The sequence below is a fragment of the Rhizobium aouanii genome, from assembly GCF_037002925.1.
Classification (GTDB): domain Bacteria; phylum Pseudomonadota; class Alphaproteobacteria; order Rhizobiales; family Rhizobiaceae; genus Rhizobium; species Rhizobium aouanii.
Genome location: NZ_JBAMYD010000016.1, coordinates 91,001 through 110,164, shown reverse-complemented (window position 1 = coordinate 110,164; position 19,164 = coordinate 91,001). Strand labels below are relative to the sequence as shown.

Annotated in this window: 16 protein-coding genes; 5 read left to right on the top strand and 11 right to left on the bottom strand. The window is 60.7% G+C overall.

What is annotated here, in order from left to right; all coding sequences use genetic code 11:
- The first annotated feature begins 11 nt into the window (after positions 1-11).
- Both V8P77_RS25810 and V8P77_RS25805 read left to right on the top strand, forming a co-directional pair.
- Positions 12-2,009 (top strand): putative bifunctional diguanylate cyclase/phosphodiesterase, encoded by a 1,998-nt coding sequence (locus V8P77_RS25810; RefSeq protein WP_335914789.1) that lies wholly within the window; start codon positions 12-14, stop codon positions 2,007-2,009.
- 308 nt (positions 2,010-2,317) lie between these two features.
- A complete protein-coding gene (locus tag V8P77_RS25805) occupies positions 2,318-3,970 on the top strand; it encodes an acyltransferase (RefSeq protein WP_335914788.1) in 1,653 nt (550 codons plus the stop codon).
- A gap of 11 nt (positions 3,971-3,981) precedes the next feature.
- On the opposite strand, the gene V8P77_RS25800 is transcribed toward V8P77_RS25805, so the two are convergent.
- Positions 3,982-4,869 carry a LysR substrate-binding domain-containing protein gene (locus V8P77_RS25800; RefSeq protein WP_168264238.1) on the bottom strand — a complete coding sequence of 296 codons (888 nt, stop codon included), beginning with the start codon at positions 4,867-4,869 and terminating at the stop codon, positions 3,982-3,984.
- 110 nt (positions 4,870-4,979) lie between these two features.
- Between V8P77_RS25800 and V8P77_RS25795 the strand changes: the two genes are divergently transcribed.
- From V8P77_RS25795 to V8P77_RS25785, 3 genes are read left to right on the top strand one after another with little or no spacing between them, the layout of a single operon-like run.
- The gene (locus V8P77_RS25795) at positions 4,980-6,233 is read left to right on the top strand and encodes an aromatic ring-hydroxylating oxygenase subunit alpha (protein ID WP_131641371.1); all 1,254 of its coding nucleotides are present in this window, start codon (positions 4,980-4,982) and stop codon (positions 6,231-6,233) included.
- A gap of 10 nt (positions 6,234-6,243) precedes the next feature.
- A complete protein-coding gene (locus tag V8P77_RS25790) occupies positions 6,244-7,314 on the top strand; it encodes an FAD-binding oxidoreductase (RefSeq protein WP_335914784.1) in 1,071 nt (356 codons plus the stop codon).
- A 40-nt stretch (positions 7,315-7,354) separates the two neighbouring features.
- Entirely contained in the window at positions 7,355-8,635 is a 1,281-nt protein-coding gene (locus tag V8P77_RS25785; protein WP_335914782.1) for a M24 family metallopeptidase, read from the top strand.
- Between the two features lie 114 nt (positions 8,636-8,749).
- Here the strand turns inward: V8P77_RS25785 and V8P77_RS25780 are convergent, their stop codons facing one another.
- The 10 genes from V8P77_RS25780 to V8P77_RS25735 form a co-directional block, all read right to left on the bottom strand.
- Positions 8,750-9,760, bottom strand: a complete 1,011-nt coding sequence (locus tag V8P77_RS25780) for a GlxA family transcriptional regulator (RefSeq protein ID WP_025397060.1) — start codon at positions 9,758-9,760, stop codon at positions 8,750-8,752.
- A 26-nt stretch (positions 9,761-9,786) separates the two neighbouring features.
- Positions 9,787-10,785 (bottom strand): 4-hydroxyproline epimerase, encoded by a 999-nt coding sequence (locus tag V8P77_RS25775; RefSeq protein WP_335914781.1) that lies wholly within the window; start codon positions 10,783-10,785, stop codon positions 9,787-9,789.
- A gap of 16 nt (positions 10,786-10,801) precedes the next feature.
- The gene (locus tag V8P77_RS25770; protein ID WP_335914779.1) at positions 10,802-11,653 is read right to left on the bottom strand and encodes an ABC transporter permease; all 852 of its coding nucleotides are present in this window, start codon (positions 11,651-11,653) and stop codon (positions 10,802-10,804) included.
- Positions 11,650-12,498: an ABC transporter permease gene (locus V8P77_RS25765; protein ID WP_335914778.1), complete on the bottom strand. Its 849-nt coding sequence runs from the start codon at positions 12,496-12,498 to the stop codon at positions 11,650-11,652. The genes V8P77_RS25770 and V8P77_RS25765 overlap by 4 nt, the downstream gene beginning before the upstream one ends.
- A gap of 21 nt (positions 12,499-12,519) precedes the next feature.
- A complete protein-coding gene (locus V8P77_RS25760) occupies positions 12,520-13,650 on the bottom strand; it encodes a quaternary amine ABC transporter ATP-binding protein (protein ID WP_335914777.1) in 1,131 nt (376 codons plus the stop codon).
- A 47-nt stretch (positions 13,651-13,697) separates the two neighbouring features.
- Positions 13,698-14,549 (bottom strand): glycine betaine ABC transporter substrate-binding protein, encoded by an 852-nt coding sequence (locus V8P77_RS25755; RefSeq protein ID WP_335914776.1) that lies wholly within the window; start codon positions 14,547-14,549, stop codon positions 13,698-13,700.
- Between the two features lie 78 nt (positions 14,550-14,627).
- Positions 14,628-15,974 carry an NAD(P)/FAD-dependent oxidoreductase gene (locus tag V8P77_RS25750; protein ID WP_335914774.1) on the bottom strand — a complete coding sequence of 449 codons (1,347 nt, stop codon included), beginning with the start codon at positions 15,972-15,974 and terminating at the stop codon, positions 14,628-14,630.
- Positions 15,971-17,488 carry an aldehyde dehydrogenase gene (locus V8P77_RS25745; RefSeq protein ID WP_335914772.1) on the bottom strand — a complete coding sequence of 506 codons (1,518 nt, stop codon included), beginning with the start codon at positions 17,486-17,488 and terminating at the stop codon, positions 15,971-15,973. The genes V8P77_RS25750 and V8P77_RS25745 overlap by 4 nt, the downstream gene beginning before the upstream one ends.
- On the bottom strand, positions 17,481-18,392 hold the full coding sequence (locus V8P77_RS25740; protein ID WP_335914771.1) for a dihydrodipicolinate synthase family protein: 912 nt from the start codon (positions 18,390-18,392) through the stop codon (positions 17,481-17,483). The genes V8P77_RS25745 and V8P77_RS25740 overlap by 8 nt, the downstream gene beginning before the upstream one ends.
- Entirely contained in the window at positions 18,389-19,105 is a 717-nt protein-coding gene (locus V8P77_RS25735; protein WP_335914770.1) for a GntR family transcriptional regulator, read from the bottom strand. Before V8P77_RS25735 ends, V8P77_RS25740 begins: the two co-directional genes overlap by 4 nt.
- Positions 19,106-19,164 lie beyond the last annotated feature (59 nt).

Sequence of the window (19,164 nt, the reverse complement as noted above, 5' to 3'; positions counted from 1 at the left end):
GGCGCCGAAGTATGGCTTACTTTTCAACATACTTCAGATGGCTGTCGGGTCGGCGTCGTTGCATGATCGCGGCTTGCGATAATGTCCAGCGCGACGAATCAACCGCCAGTTCTTCATTTGCCGAGGCCCTCAATTCTCTAAAGAATGAAAATGATGCTGTCCGAAGGCAGAGCTCACGGCATGGTCTTTGGATCGCGGTTGCCGTTTATGTGGCCTTCGCACTTCCCGACCGCTGGCTGATCCCCGATGTTGCCCCTGTCACGATCGCCGCGCGATTCGTCGTTGCAACGATCGCGCTGCTGGCGTTCGAAATCCTGCGACTGGCAAATGCGAAAACCGTCTGGCTCGACATCACATGCGCCGCTGCGCTGCTTGTGGGCTATGTAGCCTGGCTTTACCCGGCGATTGCCACCCGCGACGTCACCGCCATGTCCTACTACATGATATTCGGCGCTATCTTCATGATGGGCGCCAACTTGTTTTTCAGTTTCCCGTTTCGGCTTTCGGTGATCACCTCCGGCCTCGTTCTATGCGCGTTTTTCATTACCATCGAGGAATTTTTTCCTTCGAGCCAAACCTACAAGCTCGCTTTCGGGCTGTTCTACATTTCGTGCTTTGCCTTCACGTCTTTCGTCAATTGGCGATTGAATGTGGAGCGTCGAAACGTGTTGCTGAACGCGGCGGAGGCTCGCCACCAGCACTGGGAAGCGTCCGAACGAGGAAGGTCACTGCTCGAGCTTTCACATACTGACTACCTGACAGGCATAAGCAACAGACGCGCGCTGGATCGGCGGCTCGATGAATGCTGGGCCGCCTGGAAAGACGAACGCCGCGGCTTCTCCGTGTTCCTCATCGACGTCGACTTTTTCAAACGCTTCAATGATCGCTACGGACATCAGGAAGGAGACCGATGCCTGACTGTCATCGCCAATGCGCTGAAGGCGATTGTAGAGTCGTCCGATGGCATGATCGGCAGGTATGGTGGCGAGGAGTTTATCGTGGTCATGTCGGCCGCCCTTCCCAAGGTCGCGATGACTCTCGCCGAAAAGATCAGAATGGAAGTCGAGTCACTTGCGATTGCTCACGACGAGCGACCAGATGATATGTCGACCGTAACCGTCAGCATCGGCGTCGCCTTCACCCGCGAGAAAGTTGGCGAGAAAGTCGAACGAATAGTCCGCGAAGCCGACCTCGCTCTCTACAATGCCAAAGCAAGTGGCCGAAACTGCATTCGCAGTTTTGATCCGTTTTTACCCCGCCCCGACGACCACGCTGGCAAACTCGTCCCGCTGCTGGCGGCCGCTATCGATCGCAAACTGGTCTCGCTCGTGTACCAACCGATCTTCGACGTGACCAACGGGAAAGCAAGAGCCGTCGAGGCTTTGATGCGCCTCAGGATGCCGGACGGCACCGCGGTCTCGCCGAAGACATTCATTCCAGTCGCAGAACGAAGTGGCGCTATCCTCGAATTGGGCAGGTGGGCGATCGAGACGGCATGCCGGGATATACTGATGACCGATCGCATGGCGACCGTCAGCGTCAACGTGTCGCCGATACAGCTGCGCTCCCCCGGCTTTGCTGCCAGTGTCGCCGATATCCTCGCTCGGTGCGGGGTCTGCGGGTCGCGACTAGCCTTGGAAGTCACCGAAGGCCTGGACATGGATATGCAGGCGGAGGTGCTGAAATGCATTGCCGATCTGCGGGCACTCGGCGTCGAAATCTGGCTCGACGACTTCGGCTGCGGCTTCTCGGGCCTCTCTTGGCTGAGGGCAATCGAGTTTCAGACGGTCAAGGTCGATAGAACCTTCCTGCACGACTGCTCGAACCCACGCGGTTTGATGATGCTTCAGGACATGATTGCTCTCATCCGCAATCGTGGGAATACGATCCTGGTGGAAGGCGTCGAAACGGCAGCACAGTTTTCCCTTCTCAAGGATCTTCGCATCGACCGCGTCCAGGGCTTTCACCTGGGAATGCCGGTTAGCGCTGAACTTCTGAACGCGGCATAACTCGACTTCAAGGTTTCCAGATGGCTGAGCACGTTGCCGATGATCGGTGCGTTGGCGCATGACGTCTCTGCAAATCGCGAATTCGGACGCCTCGGCCACCCGACCGAGGCCATCCTACGGGCGATTGTGATCGCATCGGTCGCCGGGAGGCCGGACCCGATCAAAGCAATTGAGCCATTTCAACGAGGACCACGCCGCCATTGTCGGAAGTCTTGCTTTTGGATGGATCAGGCCGTCTGATGCAGCGAGGCAACGGATCGCTGAATCAGATGAATATTCGGCGGTTGAACCTGAGAATGAGGAGCAGGATGGATCAGGCCAACAGCCAGCAAACATCGGCAAGCGAAGAGAGGGAAGCGCGCAGACTTCAATACCTGACCTGGGAACACATTGCGTCGGACCTCGGTCATCCGGCTCACCTTGCCCGCAAGGCGGAACTCAGGCGATCATGCGGTGCGGAGCTGGCCGAAACGTCCTACATCGCCGAGAATGCCGCAGTCTTCACCGAACGCCTGACGATGGGTGAGCGGTCGTGGATCGCCGGGCACGCCCTCGTTCGTGGCCATGTGATCTTAGGCGACGATTGCACCATCAATCCCTATGCCTGTGTTTCCGGCACGGTGACGTGCGGTCATGGGGTGCGGATTGCTTCGCATGCCTCGATCGTCGGCTTCAATCATGTCTTCGACGATCCGACCATTCCCATACACCGCCAGGGCGTCGTCAGCATCGGCATCGTGATCGGCGACGACGTCTGGATCGGCGCCAATTGCGTCATCCTCGATGGCGCAACAATTGGAAATGGTGCGGTGATCGCCGCCGGAGCGGTGGTCACCGGGGATATTCCCGCCATGGCGATTGCCGGTGGCGTGCCCGCCCGGGTGCTGCGGAGCCGAGGCTCGGCGCCCAAAAAATCCGGAACTGGCGACATCGAAGATCAATTGGCCAGGCTGGGCCAGAAAGCGCAGGACCAATGGCCGGACATTCTTGCGCGCTGGAAAACGCAAGGGGGCTATGAATCGCTGGAAGCAGACGGCGTCCGCAGACCGGCGATCCGGCATCTCTGCGATGCAATCGAGATCGCTGCCGGCTTCGGCCAGCTGCCGCCCGATCTCGATGCGGCAGAGACCGTCGAGCGTCTCCAGGGTCTGCAGGAGCGGGAGACCGGTCTTTTCCCGGAAGAGCATTCGCGAATGCATGGCAAGGCCCTCAGGGATGATCCAAAGGCGCTCTATAACGTCCTTGCGGTGGGCTATGCGCTCGAACTGCTTGGTTCAGGTCCGCGGCAACCCGTCCATGCGGTCGAGCTCGGGGCCAGGGAGCTGGATGAATGGCTGAGCGCCCTGCCTTGGTCGACTCGGGCATGGCACGCCGGCAGCGTGGTCGATGCAATCGGAACCGCCATGTACTTCAATGCGAAGTATTTCGGCATCAGGCATTCACGGCAGGCGCTTTTCGAGTGGCTGAGCCAGAATGCCAACAGCGTTTCGGGACTATGGGGTGAACCGACCGCGGCGGAAGGATGGCTTCAACCGGTGAACGGCTTTTATCGCCTGACGCGCGGCACCTACGCCCAGTTCGGCGTGGCACTTCCCCACCCGCACGCCTCGCTCGAGACGGTTCACCTCAACTATCGCAACCACAAGGGCTTCGTTGCCTCAAAATACAATGCGTGCAACCTGCTCGATACGATACACCCTCTGCTGCTGATTGCCCGGCAGACCGACTACAGGCGGGGCGATGGCGAAGCGATCGCCCGCAAGCTCATATCAAGGGCCCTGGAGAGATGGCAGGATGGCGAAGGATTCCCATTCGCGGATGGTGGTGAGCCGAGTTTGCAGGGAACGGAAATGTGGCTTTCCGTCATTCACCTGGCGGCCGATTTTCTTGGCCTGGCAGATCGCTTCGCCTTCGTCCCGAAAGGCGTTCACCGGACGGCAACCGTGGGACTCGGTTTGTGACTATGCTTCGATCACCCGTGCAGTGATGCCGTCAGCCAGGCGGCGGCAAGGTCGCGCGCGTTGCTTCGCTTGGCTTTGACGGGCACGATCACGTTGTAACGATCCTCCGCCGCAAGCTCGCCGCCGCCGATCTGCACCAGGGTTCCATCCTCCAGAAAGGTGCCCACCAGCATGCGCCATCCCAAGGCAATGCCTTGGCCTGCGCGCGCGGCTGCGATGGTTTCGGTATAGTGGTTGAACCGAAGCGACGGCTTTACCTCGAGGTTGGCGCCGGTGAGCGAAAACCACTGCGCCCAGCTATACCAGGACCGATCGAGAACATCCGTTTCGATGAACTCGTCACCGGAACCGAGCGGGCCATCGCCGCGGCGCCTGAGATAGTCGGGAGAGCAGACGGGGCAGATGACGTCGCCATGCGAGGCGATGACGGTGCCATCGCTGAAGGGGGGCACACCATATCGAATTGCCACATCGACTTCGCCGTCGTCGAGAGCGATCGGGCTGTCCTGGGATATCACCCGCACCAGGATGCCGGGGTTCGCCCGGCGGAATTCGGCCAGCCGCGGCAGCAGCCAGAAAGAAGAGAATGCAACGGTCGCCCCTATCGTCAATACGTCCTGGCTGCGCGACTGGAGCGCTTCCACGCTCTCGGCAATATCGGCAAAGCTCTTGGCCAGCGTGGCTCCGAGGTTGATGCATGCCGCCGTCGGCTCGATCGCTCGATGCTTGCGCACGAATAAGGGCTGGCCGAATTCCTCCTCCAGCAATGCAATCTGTCTGCTGACCGCCGCCTGGGTGACACCCAATTCGGTCGCAGCCGTGGTGAAGCTCTTCTTTCTGAGCACCGCCTCCAAGGTCACCAGTGCCGTCAGCGACGGGATCCGTCTTCTAAAGTGCATCACAGAACCCTCATCGCATGATAAAAACTTATGCGAACCCAATTTTTTATGCCGTTGAAACATCGGAACTGCAAGGGCAATCTGAGGAAACTCTCGCATAAGAGGTTCTGATGCTAAACAAGCTCCCATCGTCCATTTCCGCCCTTCTCGACGCTCGTGCCAACGGTCACTCTCTGCCGGCCGGCCTTTACGTCAGAGAAGACGTGTTCGAAGCAGACATCGACGTCTTCTTCCACAATCACTGGATCTGTGTCGGTCTCGATTGCGATGTTCCCGAACCCGGTGACGCCACCGTGATCGATATCGGCAAGACGAGCTTGATCCTTCTGCGTGACGACGACGGAGAAATTCGCGTCCTGCACAATGTCTGCCGCCATCGCGGCTCCCGCCTTCTCGATCCGGGCAAGACGATCGTTTCAAAACTCGTCTGTCCCTATCACACCTGGACATACGAACTGACGGGTGAGCTCAGCTACGCGCCTCACATGGGCAAGGACTTCGACAAGGAGTGTCGGAGCCTCAAGCCTGTCACTTTCAAGTCGATCGGCGGGCTGATTTATGTCTGTCTCTCCGACAATCCGCCCGAGGACATTGCCATCCTCGAACAGGCCGTGACCGAGCGCCTCGCCCCCTACGACATCCGGAACGCAAAGATCGCCTTCCAAACGGATGTCATCGAGGATGGCAACTGGAAGCTCACGATGGAAAACAATCGCGAATGCTACCATTGCTCCGCGAACCATCCGGAGCTCTGCGTCTCCTTCGTCGATCTCGACTTCGGCTTCGACCCGGAGACGCTGAGCCCGGAGGATCGCGAACAGGCCGAGGAGCACTTCAGGCTGTATGAAGAGCGGACGAAGGCGTGGGAGTCTGACGGCTTCCCCTCGGCGGCCGTCGAGCAGCTCGCCGACTGCGCCACCAACTTCCGCACCCAGCGGCTGATCATCGCAGGCGCCGGCGAATCCCAGACCCACGACGCCACCGCCGCATCGTCCAAGCTTCTCGGCCACATGACCCGCAAGGATCTCGGCGACACGCATCTTTGGGGCCACAACAGCTGGAATCACTTCATGGGCGACCATGCCGTGGTGGCAACCGTCATCCCGCTCTCGGCGGGCAAGACGCTGGTCAGAACCAAGTGGCTGGTCCACAAGGACGCCGTCGAAGGCGTGGATTACGATCTCGACAAGCTGACGGATGTCTGGGTCGCGACGACGGACCAGGACGCCGATCTCGTCGCGCGCTCCCATGCAGGCACTCTCGACCCGGCCTATCAGCCAGGCCCCTACTCCCGCTTTTCCGAGACGAACCTCGACAAGTTCGCCAGCTGGTACATCGATCGGATGCGCGCCCATGGATACTAGGAGCCCGCAGATGCCCGTAGCCAGGGCCGCCCTTCACGACGCCTGGAACCCGGAAGAAGACGACGCGCTCGTCTGCCTCGACGTCCAGCAGGAAACCCACGACGTCAAGACCTTCACCTTCGCGTCGCGCGAGGGCAAGCGGTTCGCGTTCAAGGCAGGGCAGTATTTTCTGTTCGACCTGGAACATAATGGAGACGCTGAAAACAGGTGCTACAGCATCTCCTCCTCGCCGCATCGGACGAACGCCTTCTCCGTGACGGTGAAGCGCGTCCCCGGTGGAAAGATCTCCAACTGGCTTCACGACACCCTGGTTCCCGGCACGACCGTCAAGGCGAATGGCCCGCTCGGCCACTTCGTCAGGCCCGAGACGTCGGGACGCAAGCTTCTGCTTTTGTCCGGCGGCTCCGGCATCACCCCCGTCATGTCCATTCTGCGTGAGATCGCCGACAGTTGCGAACCTGCCGACGTCGTCTTCATGCACGCAGGACGGACGCCGCAGGACCTGATCTTTCGCGACGAACTGGCCTGCATCGCCCGCAGGCTGAAAGGCCTTCGCCTGCAATTCCTCCCGGAGACCGTGGCCGGCGAGCCGTCCTGGCCCGGTCTGACCGGCCGTATTTCGAAAGACTACATGCGGCTTGCGGTTCCCGATATCGCCGAGCGAACCGTGATGTGCTGCGGCCCCGCCCCGTTCATGGCCGCCGCGCGCGGCATTGCCACCGAACTCGGCGTGCCGGGCTCGAACTATCTGGAGGAAAGCTTCGACGCAGCGGTCATCGACGAACCCGAAATCCCTGCGGTTCAGGAGGCATCTGCCAAGGTCTTTCAGGTCACCTTCTCGAAGCAGGCGCGCAGCATCGACGTCTCCGGCGACCAGAGCGTGCTCTCATGCGCGAAGAAGTCAGGCGTCAGGATCCCGTCCTCCTGCGCGAACGGCGTCTGCGGCACCTGCAAGTCGAAGCTTACGTCAGGCACGGTCGACATGAACCACAATGGCGGAATTCGTCAGCGGGAAATCGACGCCGGCTTCTTCCTGCCCTGTTGCTCCAAGCCGCTCAGCGATCTGGTCATCGAGCGCTGAACATCCGGGGCGTCGTTCACCGCAACAAGGACTGACTGAGATGCTGCGAGAGGAAAGCGATTCCGCCGAGCTGACCGGTTCGACGGTCTTCAAGGACGAGCGAAAGCAGGCATACCTCAATCCTGAAGGCGCCGATCGGCCTCTTATCAGTCCTGTGCCGGCGACGACGCTCGATCGGGTTCGCCGCTATCGTCTGGAGCGCCTGCGCGGGAAGATGCACGAATGGGACTGCGGCGCCCTGCTTCTCTACGACCCCGTCAACATCCGATATGCCTTCGATTCATCGAATATGAGCATCTGGACGATGCATAACGCCTCGCGCTACGCTCTGATCCTCGCCGATGGTCCGGCCATACTTTTCGAATTCGAAGGCGCCGAACACGTCAATGACGGGCTTCCCGGCATCGACGAGATCCGGCCGGCGAAGTCATGGATATTCTTCACATCAGGGAACCTTACGGAACCCCGCCTGAAAACCTGGGCGGACGAGGTCGCGGACCTCGTAAGCCGCAATGGCGGCAACAAACGCGTGGCGGTGGACAGGCTTGAACCGGCGGGCGCGTTCGAACTCAGGGAACGCGGCTTCAAGCTCTTGGACGGCCAGGAACTGGCCGAGCGGGCGCGATCCATCAAGAGCACTGAGGAGATCGAGCTGATGAGATGGACGATCCGTGTCTGCGAAGCAGGCATGGCGCGGATGTACGAGGTATCCGAGCCGGGCCGCACCGAAAGAGAGATCTGGGCCGAGCTTCACTTCGAAAACGCACGCAGCGGCGGCGAGTGGCTGGAGACCAAGCTCTTGACCGCAGGACCGAGAACAAACCCCTGGTATCAGGAATGTTCGGACTACGTCATCAAACGCGGGGAGATGATATCCTTCGACACCGATATGATCGGACCCTACGGCTATTGCGCCGACCTGTCGCGTTCGTGGACAGCGGGACACGTGGCGATGAGCGCCAAGCAGAAGGAACTCTACGCCGCTGCCAGGGATCAGATCGAGCACAATCTCGCCGTCCTGAAGCCCGGTATGACGTTCGAAGAGTTCAATGCGCTGTCGTGGCGGATTCCGGAGAAATACCAGCCTTATCGATACACGCTTGCTTTGCACGGAACCGGCATGGCGGACGAATGGCCGGGGATCCTTCTGCATCCGGATTTCGACCCTGATTTCAGCGGCATCATCGAGGAGAACATGGTTCTCAACGTCGAAAGCCTGATTGCCGAAGCCGGGTCCGAGAGCATCAAACTGGAAACCCAGGCTCTGATCACGGCACGGGGAGCCGAGCGGCTGGACACGTTTCCGTGGGAAGAGATCTGAATAAGCCCAGAGCATGATGCCGAAAAGTGTGATCGGTTTTCGTACGACATCATGCTCTAACTATATAATTTAGAACAGGATGATTGAGGCCGACCCGGCCTAAATCATCCTGTTCTAGTGCGCTCTCGAAGCAGCACGATGCTGTGACGGCGTCTGCCCGAATGTGCGCTTGAAGGTTCTTGTGAACTGCGAGGCATTTTCGAAGCCGACATCCAGCGCGATCTCGATCAGAGGCGCCTTCGACTGGGCAAGGATCGATTTCGCCCGCTCCATGCGAACACGATTATACGCCTTGGCCGGAGACATCCCCGTCTTGTCGATGAAGATCCTCTCCAGCTGTCGTCTTGAGAGCCCAACCGTGGAGGCAAGCTTCTCTATCGACATGCTACCGTCGACGAACTGTTCCATCGTGATCATCGCCGCCTTGACGCGGGCATCGTCATAATTGTCATAGAGCGGACGCCGGGGCTGGACGTCCGCAGCTGCGCGGGCCCTCTCGATCTGCAGCACCTCAAGTGCGTTTCGTTCGGCGTCGCGGCTGATGTATTTCCTGACTAACAGCGCGGCCATGTCTGCTGAACTGCTGCCGCCGGCGCAGGACCCACGCTGGCGATCGAGATTGAAGAGCCGATCGGAGCGAACGCTGAGGTCCGGAAACCGCTCCCGGAATTCCTTGTAATGCAGCCAGCTTACACAGGAGTCGTGCCGCTTCATCAGGCCTGCCGCAGCAAGGATGAACGACCCCGTGCACACGCCGATCAGCGGCACCTTCTTGGCGTCAGCCTGCTTGAGAAAAGCGATGGTTTCCTGGTCGACAGGGTTTTCCACCGTCAAAAGGCCGCCGACGACCACGATGTAATTGAACTTCGACGGATCGACGAAATCGGACGTCGGAGCGACTTGAACGCCGCAGCTCGCGGTGATCAGGTGCCTCGTGCTGCCAATTACCTGCCAGTCGGCTAGGACCCTTCCGGAACGATCCTGCTCGTCGCTGGCGAGCCGCAGCGTGTCCACGAAGAGGGCGAAGGCGGACAGCGTGAACGATCGCGCCAGAACGAACCCGACCTTGAGGCGGCTGGCCGACTTCGCAGCGTCATCTGCCTGGCGATGCTGATCGGGTCGCATACTCATCATCCCTGTCGAAAACGCGCTCATCGGATCTGAAAGCCATGCGCCAGCGGATCCCGATCGTCAACGAAAATGGTGTTGTGCCCGATGACGCGCGCCCAGCCCCCGATGCTTGGAAGAATACCGCTATAGGGCCCAATGCGTGCCTCTGCTTCGACCCGGCCCTCAAAGACGGTTCCGATCAGGCTTTCATGCCGGTATCTCGATCCGACGGTAAGCCGCCCCTTCCCATAGAGCTGGGCCATGCGGGCGGAGGTGCCGGTGCCGCCCGGCGAGCGATCGATGGCCTTCTCGCCATAGAAGACCGCGCAACGCCCATCCGAGGTATCGTTGACGGGGCGATCACACCAGATGGCATGATGCACGCCTCTGATCCTGGGATCGTCGGGATGAACGGGATCGCAGATATCGGCAAGCGCTGACCTGAGCTTCTGGCTGCAACCGACGATGTCGGATGCGGTCATGCCGTCGAGCCCGCTCCAATTGTCTTGCGGTTCGATGACCGCATAATAGTTGCCGCCATAGGATATATCGACGCGCAGACGGCCCATTCCCGGCACGTCGACGTCGACATCCGCCTCATGGAGATAGCTGGCAACATTGTGGAGACGAACGGATTCGACATATCCGGCCTTCTCCTCATAGGTGACGTCGACCCTCCCCGCAGGCGTCTCGATGGCGACCCGGCCGGGTTCGCGCGGCTTGATCAGCCCTTCCTCGATCGCAGCGGTCACGGTGCCGATGGTGCCGGCGCCGCACATCGGCAGGCAGCCGCTCACTTCGATGAAAAGCACGGCAAAATCGCAATCCTCTCGGTAGGCCGGATAGATGATCGCCCCCGACATGATGTCATGCCCCCTTGGCTCGAACATCAGCGCCTTGCGCACCCGGTCATGATCCCGGACGAAGATTTCCCGGCGCTCGCTGATCGGCGCATGCGGAAGCAGCGGACCACCCCCGGCAACGAGGCGGACGGGATTGCCGCAGGTGTGCGCATCGATGCAGAAGAAGCTGTTTCTCATCTTTCCATATCCTTGCTCATCCCGCCTTCCGTGGCCTGTCGCGGTCGAGCAGGCTACGGGACAGCCTGTCGAGCAGAAGGGCGACCGCGACGATCGCCAAACCCGCCCGCAGGCCAAGCCCCATCTCCATGCGCGTCAGGCCGCGCGTCACCTCGGCGCCGAGACCGCCGGCGCCGACGAGGCCGGCCAATACGACCATCGCCAGCGACAGAAGGATGCATTGGTTGAGCCCGACCAGGAGCGTCTGCCTGGCCAGGGGGATCTCGATCTTCCAGAGCACCGAACGAGGCGGCGCGCCGATGGCGCTGCCGAGTTCCACAAATTCTCTCGGCACCTGATTGAACGCCAGCGTGGTCAGGCGCAGCATCGGCGGAATACCATAGACGATGGTGGCGATGATTGCCGGCACACGTCCAAGGCTGAAGATCATTACCGCAGGAATGAGGTAGACCCACGGCGGCACGGTCTGCATCACGTCGAGAACCGGGCGAACCATCGCCTCCAATGTCTTGTGGCGCGAGCATAGAACGCCGATCGGGAAGGCGATGAGCACGGAGATCAGGACGGCGACGGTGACCAGAGAGAGGGTCTGCATCGATGCCGTCCACAGCCCCATGAGGAGACAGAACCCCAGGCAAAGACCGGCAAGGATTGCGGCGCGCAGACCGACGGCGACGAATGCCAGGACGACGACGATCGCGATAAGCCCATAGGGCGGCAAGAAGAGGAGCGCCGCCTCGAATCCAGAAAGAACCGCTTCGACCAGATAGCTGATCGCCGCAAACAGCGGATGAAGGTTGGTGTTGAGCCAATCGACGGACGGCGCCAGGAAAGCGCCCGGCGAAAACTGCAGGATTGCAGGATTCATGACTTCCTCCCTGTTCCCAAGCGGGCAGCGCTCTGGGTTATCCGGTCAAGCACCATGGTGAGTACCACGATGGCTATCGCTCCATTGATCGAGGTCGCGATGTCGAGCGTCCTGATCGCGCCGTAGATCGTCTCTCCGAGCCCGCCGGAGCCGACGATGCCGGCGATGACGACCATGCCGAATGCCATCATCAGGCTCTGGTTGATCCCTGCCATGATGCTCGGCAGAGCAAAGGGAAGGCGGATCTTGAAGAACATCTTCGCCGGCGTCATCCCGAGCGCGGTTCCGAGTTCGATGAACTCCTTGGGCGTCATCCGGATACCGAGAGAGGTCAGGCGGATCGCCGGTGGCACGGCGACGATCACCGTCGCGATCAGTGCCGTCGCCGGTCCATAGCCGAGCAGGGCGATTGCCGGCAGCAGGTAGATGTATGGCGGAAGCGTCTGAATCAGGTCGAGGCCGGGCTCCATGAAGCGGTCGAGGCCGGTGAAGAAGCCGGCGGCGATCCCGATCGGGATGCCGATCACCAGGGCGAGCGCTGTTGCGGTCAAGACCAGCGCCAGCGTGCTCATCGTCTCCGGCCAGAGCCCCATCGAAAAACAAAGCGCCAGTGCTGCGCCGCTCAGCAGGGCGAACCAGACATTGACCAGCCGCCAGCCGACGAGCGCCACGATCAGCGCGACCAGGTAGAATGGCGGAAGCTCCAGGAGCCACAGGATCCCGTCATAGAGCCCTTCGAGAACCTGCCTGATGGAGTCGAAGAGAAACTCGCCATTGTCGCTCACCCACTCGAGCGCAGAGTCCGTCCATTCGTCGAAAAGATCGGTGAAGCCTGAAGTATCCATCTCAATCAGCTCCCGTTGGGCTCACGCTGCCGTCAGATCGTGGGTGGAGGTTCCCTTGACGCCCATCAGCAGGCTGCGCGGGGTGACCACCCCGACGACCTGATCGTTGTCGACGACGGCGATGGCGTCGCGCTCCGACTTCATAGTCAGTGTGATGAGTTCGTCGATGTCTGCGTCCGGCGTCGTGCGCGCCAGCGACGAGATGTCCAAACTCGGCTGGTTGCGCTGGAACTCGGCGACGCTGCGCATGACGGAATGCGCCTTGATCAGATGGAGGCGGGATATGCCCGCGACGAATTCGGCGACATAGGCGTCCGCCGGGTTGAGGATGATTTCCTCGGCCGTGCCGGTCTGGATGATGACGCCGTCCTTCATGATCGCAATGCGATCGCCGATCCGGATCGCCTCGTCGAGATCATGCGTAATGAAGACCGCGGACTTGCCCAAGGCCTTCGTCAGCTGCCGGAATTCGTCCTGAAGCTGGCGCCGGATGAGCGGATCGAGAGCGCTGAACGGCTCGTCCATCAGAATGATCTCAGGGTCGGAAGCGAGCGCGCGGGCAAGTCCGACGCGTTGCTGCATGCCGCCGGAAAGCTCGTTCGGATATCGGCTCACCCAGTCGGCGAGGCCAACCTTCTCGAGCGCCGCAGCAGCGGTCTTGTTGCGCTCCGGCTTGGGAATGCCCTGAACCTCGAGGCCGAAGGCCGCGTTTTCCAGGACTGTCCGATGCGGCAGCAGAGCGACGCTCTGAAACACCATGCCGATGTTCTTGGCGCGCATCTGCCGGAGATCGACCGGCGACAGAGTGGCGAGGTCGTGTCCCTTGACGAGGACCTTGCCGGAACTCGGCGTGATCAGCTTGTTGAGAAGGCGGATGAGCGTCGACTTTCCGCTACCCGACAGTCCCATGATACAGAAGATTTCGCCGCGCCGGACCTCAATGCTCGCGTCGGAGACGCCGACGACGCAGTTGAACTCCTTGAGCACCTCTTTTTTGCCGAGGCCGCGCTCCTTGATCGACTTCATTGCCGCAGCGGACTTGCCTCCGAAGACTTTCCAGAGGGACTGGCAGTCGATCAGGACATCATTGATATCGGCATTCACGGTTTTCATAACGATCCCCTTTGAGCCATTCGGCGCTGGCTTCTTCATTAGGTTTCAGGGTGGCCGCCCGACGGATCGGACGGCCACGATGCGTTTTAGCTCTTCTTGATGTTTTCCCAGCGCTTGATCAGGTCGGCATGGGCGCCGATCCAATCCTGCACGGCCTGGTCCATGGTCTTGCCCTCGTTGACGGCGCCGTTGATGGCGGTGATGTCGGCGATCGGCACGTAGATGCTGGCCATCACTTCACGCGCATGCGGGTTCTCTGCGGAGAAGCCCTTTTGGCCGATCCAGTAATAGCTCTGCGGCGGCGGAAATACGCCCTTCGGATCCTTGAGGTACTTGACCTCGTACTTCTGGACCATCCAGGACGGCTCCCAGATCGTCACCGCAATCCACTCCTTGCGATCATAGGCGGACTTCAGCGCCGCCGTCATCGCGGCCGTGCTGCCCTCGACGAGCTGGAGCTTGAGACCGTAATCCTTGACCGCATTCGACGTATCGCGCATCAGGCCGGAGCCCGGCTCGATACCGATGATCTTGCCGCCGAACTTGTCGGCGTTTTCATTGAGCTGTTCCAGCGAGTCGATCGGCACATATTTAGGAACCGCGACGCCCTGATAGAGGCCATGCGAAACGGGTGAGATCTTCTCGAGCCGGTTCTTGTTCTTGTCCCAATAGTCCTGAGCGACGTAGTCCGTCTGCGACGCGAGAGCCTGGATATCGCCCTTGGCGAGAGCGGCATAGGCGATGCCCCATTCGGAGAACTCGGTCACCTTGACGGTGTAGCCGGCGTCTTCGAGAACCTTCTTGGTAATGCCGGTGATGGGCGTCAGGTCCTCCCACGACATGGTGCCCAGATTGATCGTCTTTTCTTCCGCGCGAGCGGGAAGGATGCTCACCCCGATCATCGCAGCGGCGCAAAGCGCCTTCCACAAAGTCTTCATTGTTCTTACTCCTGTTTTACGTTCCCATTCTCATTGAAGTCTGCGAGCGGGCAGCTTCACATTGCGCGGGCCGAGGGATCATCCCTCGCGGCCTGCACGCAATTCCTGTAGGCGGATGACCGAGTTGACGCCGAGCCACGCGATGGGCTCGGGCGGCAATCTCACCGGTTCCGGCTGGTTCTTGTATTTGTCGAGTTCGGGGCTTGCGGTTCCTGTCGCGAAATCGGCCGCCATCATTCCCGCAAGCGTGCTCTTGACCGTGCCGAGACCATTCTCGCAGCAGGCGGAAAAAAGCCCCTCTTCGACCTCGCCGAATGCCGGCACATGGTTTCGGCTGAGGCAGAGCGCTCCCGCCCAGCTATATTCCATCGGCAGGCTTTCCAGTCCGGGGAAGCGAGCGTCGAACGACCGGCGCTGTTCGGCCGCCACGCCGGCGACGCGCTTCTCCGACACTTGAAGGCTCGGGTCGTAGGTGAACCTGGTTCTGATGACGATCCGCGAACGACCATCGGTGGTGATCTTTCTGACCGTCGCTCCCATCGGGTCGGCCGGCAGCAGCGCCCAGCGATCTGCGCCGGTCACATCGCCGCCGAATTCGTTCTGCGAAAAGGCCGACGTCATCGACGCATAGGTGAAGATGTGCATCAGCCGCCCGCGGAACTGGCCGAAGCTTTGAATATGGCCATTCACGCCCAGAATGACCTTCGGCGCCGAAACCGATCCGCGGCCGGCCTTCGCCTTCCAGGACCGGCCCTCGCGCGACAGCTCCAACACCGGCGAGTGCTCGTGGATGGCGACCTTTGGGCTCAGTCCCCGCGCCAGCCCGCGGATATAGTCGGCGGGCTGGATCATCACCGCGCCCGGCGTATAGAGCCCGCCGCGATAATAGCGCGAGCCCGTCATCTCCCGCATCTGATCGGCGTCGAGAACACGATGCTCCTCTCCAATCCTTTCGAGCGATTTCCTGTAATTGTCGTTGAGTCCGAGCCCCCGGTCGGAGGCCGCGGCATTCACCTTGCCCGCCGGATCGAAGGTTTCCCTCGTCAGGCCGTATTCGGCTGCGACATCGGCTGCGAAGGAAATCGCCAGACGGTTCTGCCTGATCTCGTCCTTGGTCGCCTCTTCGTCGTCAACCGAATACTCACCGGAAGAGAGATTGTGCGGCACATCGATCATGAAGCCGGAATTCCTCCCGGCCGGACCCTTCGCGACTTCGCGGGCCTCGAGGAGAACGATCTTGTCCTGAGGGCGCAACTGCGAGAGGCGGCGGGCAGCCGATAGGCCGGCAAATCCCCCGCCGACGATCAGCCAGTCCGCCCTAATGTCGTGCTCAAGCGCCGTTGCGGGAAAGGCGCGTTCGCTGATCGCCTCCCATCCCGAAACGCCGGTGTCGATCGGCAGACGCTTGATCACATGGTGGGTCATCGGATCGTCTCGTCGACCGAACGTTCCGAGACATCGATCCAGATGGTCTTCAGTTCGCAATAATTGTCGTGGGCGAAGACCGACTTGTCGCGGCCGCCGAAGCCGGACTCCTTGTAGCCGCCGAACGGCGTGGTGGCGTCTCCTTCGCCGAAGCAATTGACCGTGACGACGCCGGCACGGATCTCACGCGAGAGCTTGATCGCGTTTCTCAGGCTGCCGGTATAGACCGATGCCGTCAGGCCGTAATTCGTATCGTTGGCAAGAGCGATCGCCTCGGCGAGCGAATTGAAGGTGGTCACCGAAAGCACCGGCCCGAAGATCTCTTCCTGGAAGAGGCGGCTGGCAGGCGTCACGCCATCGACCACGGTCGGCTCGATGAAGATGCCGTTATAGGTTTCGCCGCCGTGGGCGACCGACAGCTTCTCCGTCTTGGCGTCGTCGAGGAAGGATTTCACCTTCTCGAAATGAGCTTTGCTGACGAGCGCACCGATGCGGTTTTCAGGATCGAGCGGATCGCCGGTCTTCCATTCGCGCATATAGGCGCCGATGCGCTTCATCAGCTCATCCTTGACCTTGGAATGAACGATGAGACGCGACGTGGCCGAGCAGTTTTCGCCCATGTTCCAGAATGCGCCGTTGACGACCTGCTCGGCAACGAGGTCCAGGTCTTCGGCATCGTCGAGAACGACCGCGGGGTTCTTGCCGCCGCATTCGAGCACGACTTTCTTGAGGTTCGAGTCCGCGGCATAACGCAAGAAACGGCGGCCGGTCGGCGTCGATCCGGTGAAGGCCACCATATCGACATCCATGTGCAGGCCGACTGGCTCGCCGACATCCTTGCCGCTGCCGGTGACGACATTGAAGACGCCCGCCGGAATGCCTGCCTCATGGGCAAGCTCGGCGACGCGCAGCGTGGTGAGCGTTGTTTCCTGCGCCGGCTTGACGATGACCGAGCAGCCGGCCGCAAGCGCCGGGCCGATCTTCCAGGCCAGCATCAGAAGCGGAAAATTCCACGGAAGCACGCATCCGACGACGCCGATGGGTTCGCGCACGATCATCGTCAGCGCGTTGGCGCCGACCGGAGCGGTGTTGTCATAGAGCTTGTCGATCAGTTCGGCATGCCAGCGGATCGTATGAATGGTATCGGGAACATCGACCGTCTGGCATTCGCGCACCGGCTTGCCGCTATCGAGGCTTTCCAAGACGGCGAGCTCATGCCTGTTCTGCTCCATGAGCTTGGCGAGCTTGAGAAGCACTTCCTTGCGCTCGCCCGGCGAGCGCAGCCGCCAGCGTCCATCGTCGAACGCGCCCTTCGCCTTCATTACGGCGAAATCGACGTCGCTGGCATCACAGGCGGCGATTTCAGCAAGGACTTCGCCCGTCGCAGGGTTCGTGGAGGTGAAAGTCTTGCCGGAATTTGCCGGACGAAATGCGCCATCGATGAAAGCATTCGTCGGAAACTGAAGCTCGGCGGCGATCGCCTTGTATTCGGCGACGGTCAAGGGTTCATGCATGATTGGCTCCCGACGTGATCTGGGCGACCGTGCGCTTCAATGTGGCGACGACGGTCTGAAGGGTTCGCTTTTCTTCGGAGTTGAGCGGACGCAGCGGCGCGCGGACCGATCCGACATTCAGCCCGATCAACTCGCATCCGTGCTTGATCGATTGGACGAACTTGCCGCATTCCAGGAAATCCATGAGCGGCAGCATCGCCGTCATGATCGCGCGGCCCTTGTCGAAGTTCTTTTGGAGGACGCAGGCTTCGTAGAGGGCGACATGCTCGCGCGGGAGGAAATTGGAGCCGGCGCAGACCCAGCTCTTCGCGCCCCATGCGAAGAATTCGAGCGCCTGGTCGTCCCAGCCGCAGGACAGCGCGATGTGTGGAAACTTCCGGGCGAGCAGGTGAAGATTTCCCATGTCGCCGGAGCTTTCCTTGATGGCGATCACGTTCCTGGACTTGCCGAGGCGGGAGAAATACTCCTCGCCCATCACCACGCCCATGCGGGCCGGATAGTTGTAGAGCATGATCGGCAGGTTCGCCGCCCGGTCGACGGTCAGGGCGTGGACCGCATTCTCGCGCTCGGTCGGCAGCGCGTATGGCGGCGACGACACCAGGATCGCATCCGCGCCGATTTCCTTCGCCGCCTTGGCGAATTCGACCGAATCTTCGGTCCGCGTGGCGCCGGTTCCGATAATGAGCGGCAGTCGCGTACCGATCACGTCTTTCGCATAGGCCGCGAGCCCGAAACGCTCCTGGCTGCTCTGGGCGTAGTATTCACCCGTCGAGCCGCCGACGATGATGCCGTGGACGCCCGCCTCGATCAGCGACTCGAGCACGGCGGCAAATCCAGCCCTGTCGATCTGGCCATTTTGATCAAGCGGCGTCACCGCCGGTGTATAGATCCCGTCAAACTTCACGACGATTTCTCCAATATTTGCGTGGCGGGACCGCCGAGGAAGGCGTCCGCCTTGAGGCCTTGCGGGGCGATGAACATTTCCATGTTCTCGCGGGACAATTCCCAGTGTTCGAAGACGAGGTCGACGACGGCATTCTCGTCGTGAGCGCCGAGTGCATCGATGAAGCTGTCGTGATGGCCGACAGCCACTTGAAGCCTCCGCTTCATGTCCTCGTTCCTCGGCCGGAAGAAGGTGTGGCCGATACGCGCGTGGTCGATGAGCAGCCGGCCGAGACTCGGCTGCAGATAGAAGTTGCCCGACATCTCGCCGAAAATTTCGTGAAAGCGGTTGTTCTCGAGAACCATCGCCAGAGGGTCCATGTTCTCGCTGGCGGCGCGGAACCGCTCCTGGGTCTGCTTCAGGTCTGAAAGCTGAGTAGGCTTGAAGTTCTGCACGGCGAGACGGCCTATTGCCGCGTAGATCATCGGCGCAACGAGAAAGAAATTCCGCAGAGTGGAATGGTTCATCGGGATGACCCGCGCACCCCTGTTCTCGCGGATATCGATATAGCCCTCACCGGCAAGGCGACGAAATATGTCGCGGACCGGAGTTCGGGAGAGGCCGTATTTTTCGCTCAGACTGGCCTCGTCCAGATCGGCGTCCGGATCCAACTCCATCGTCAGAATCTGCCGCTTCAGGTCTTCGTAGAGATTGCTCTTGGGTGTCTTTGCCATCGTCGCTCTCCGCCGCTCGTTGCTCTACGCCGTGAAGATGGCACGCCTTCCCAAAGGAG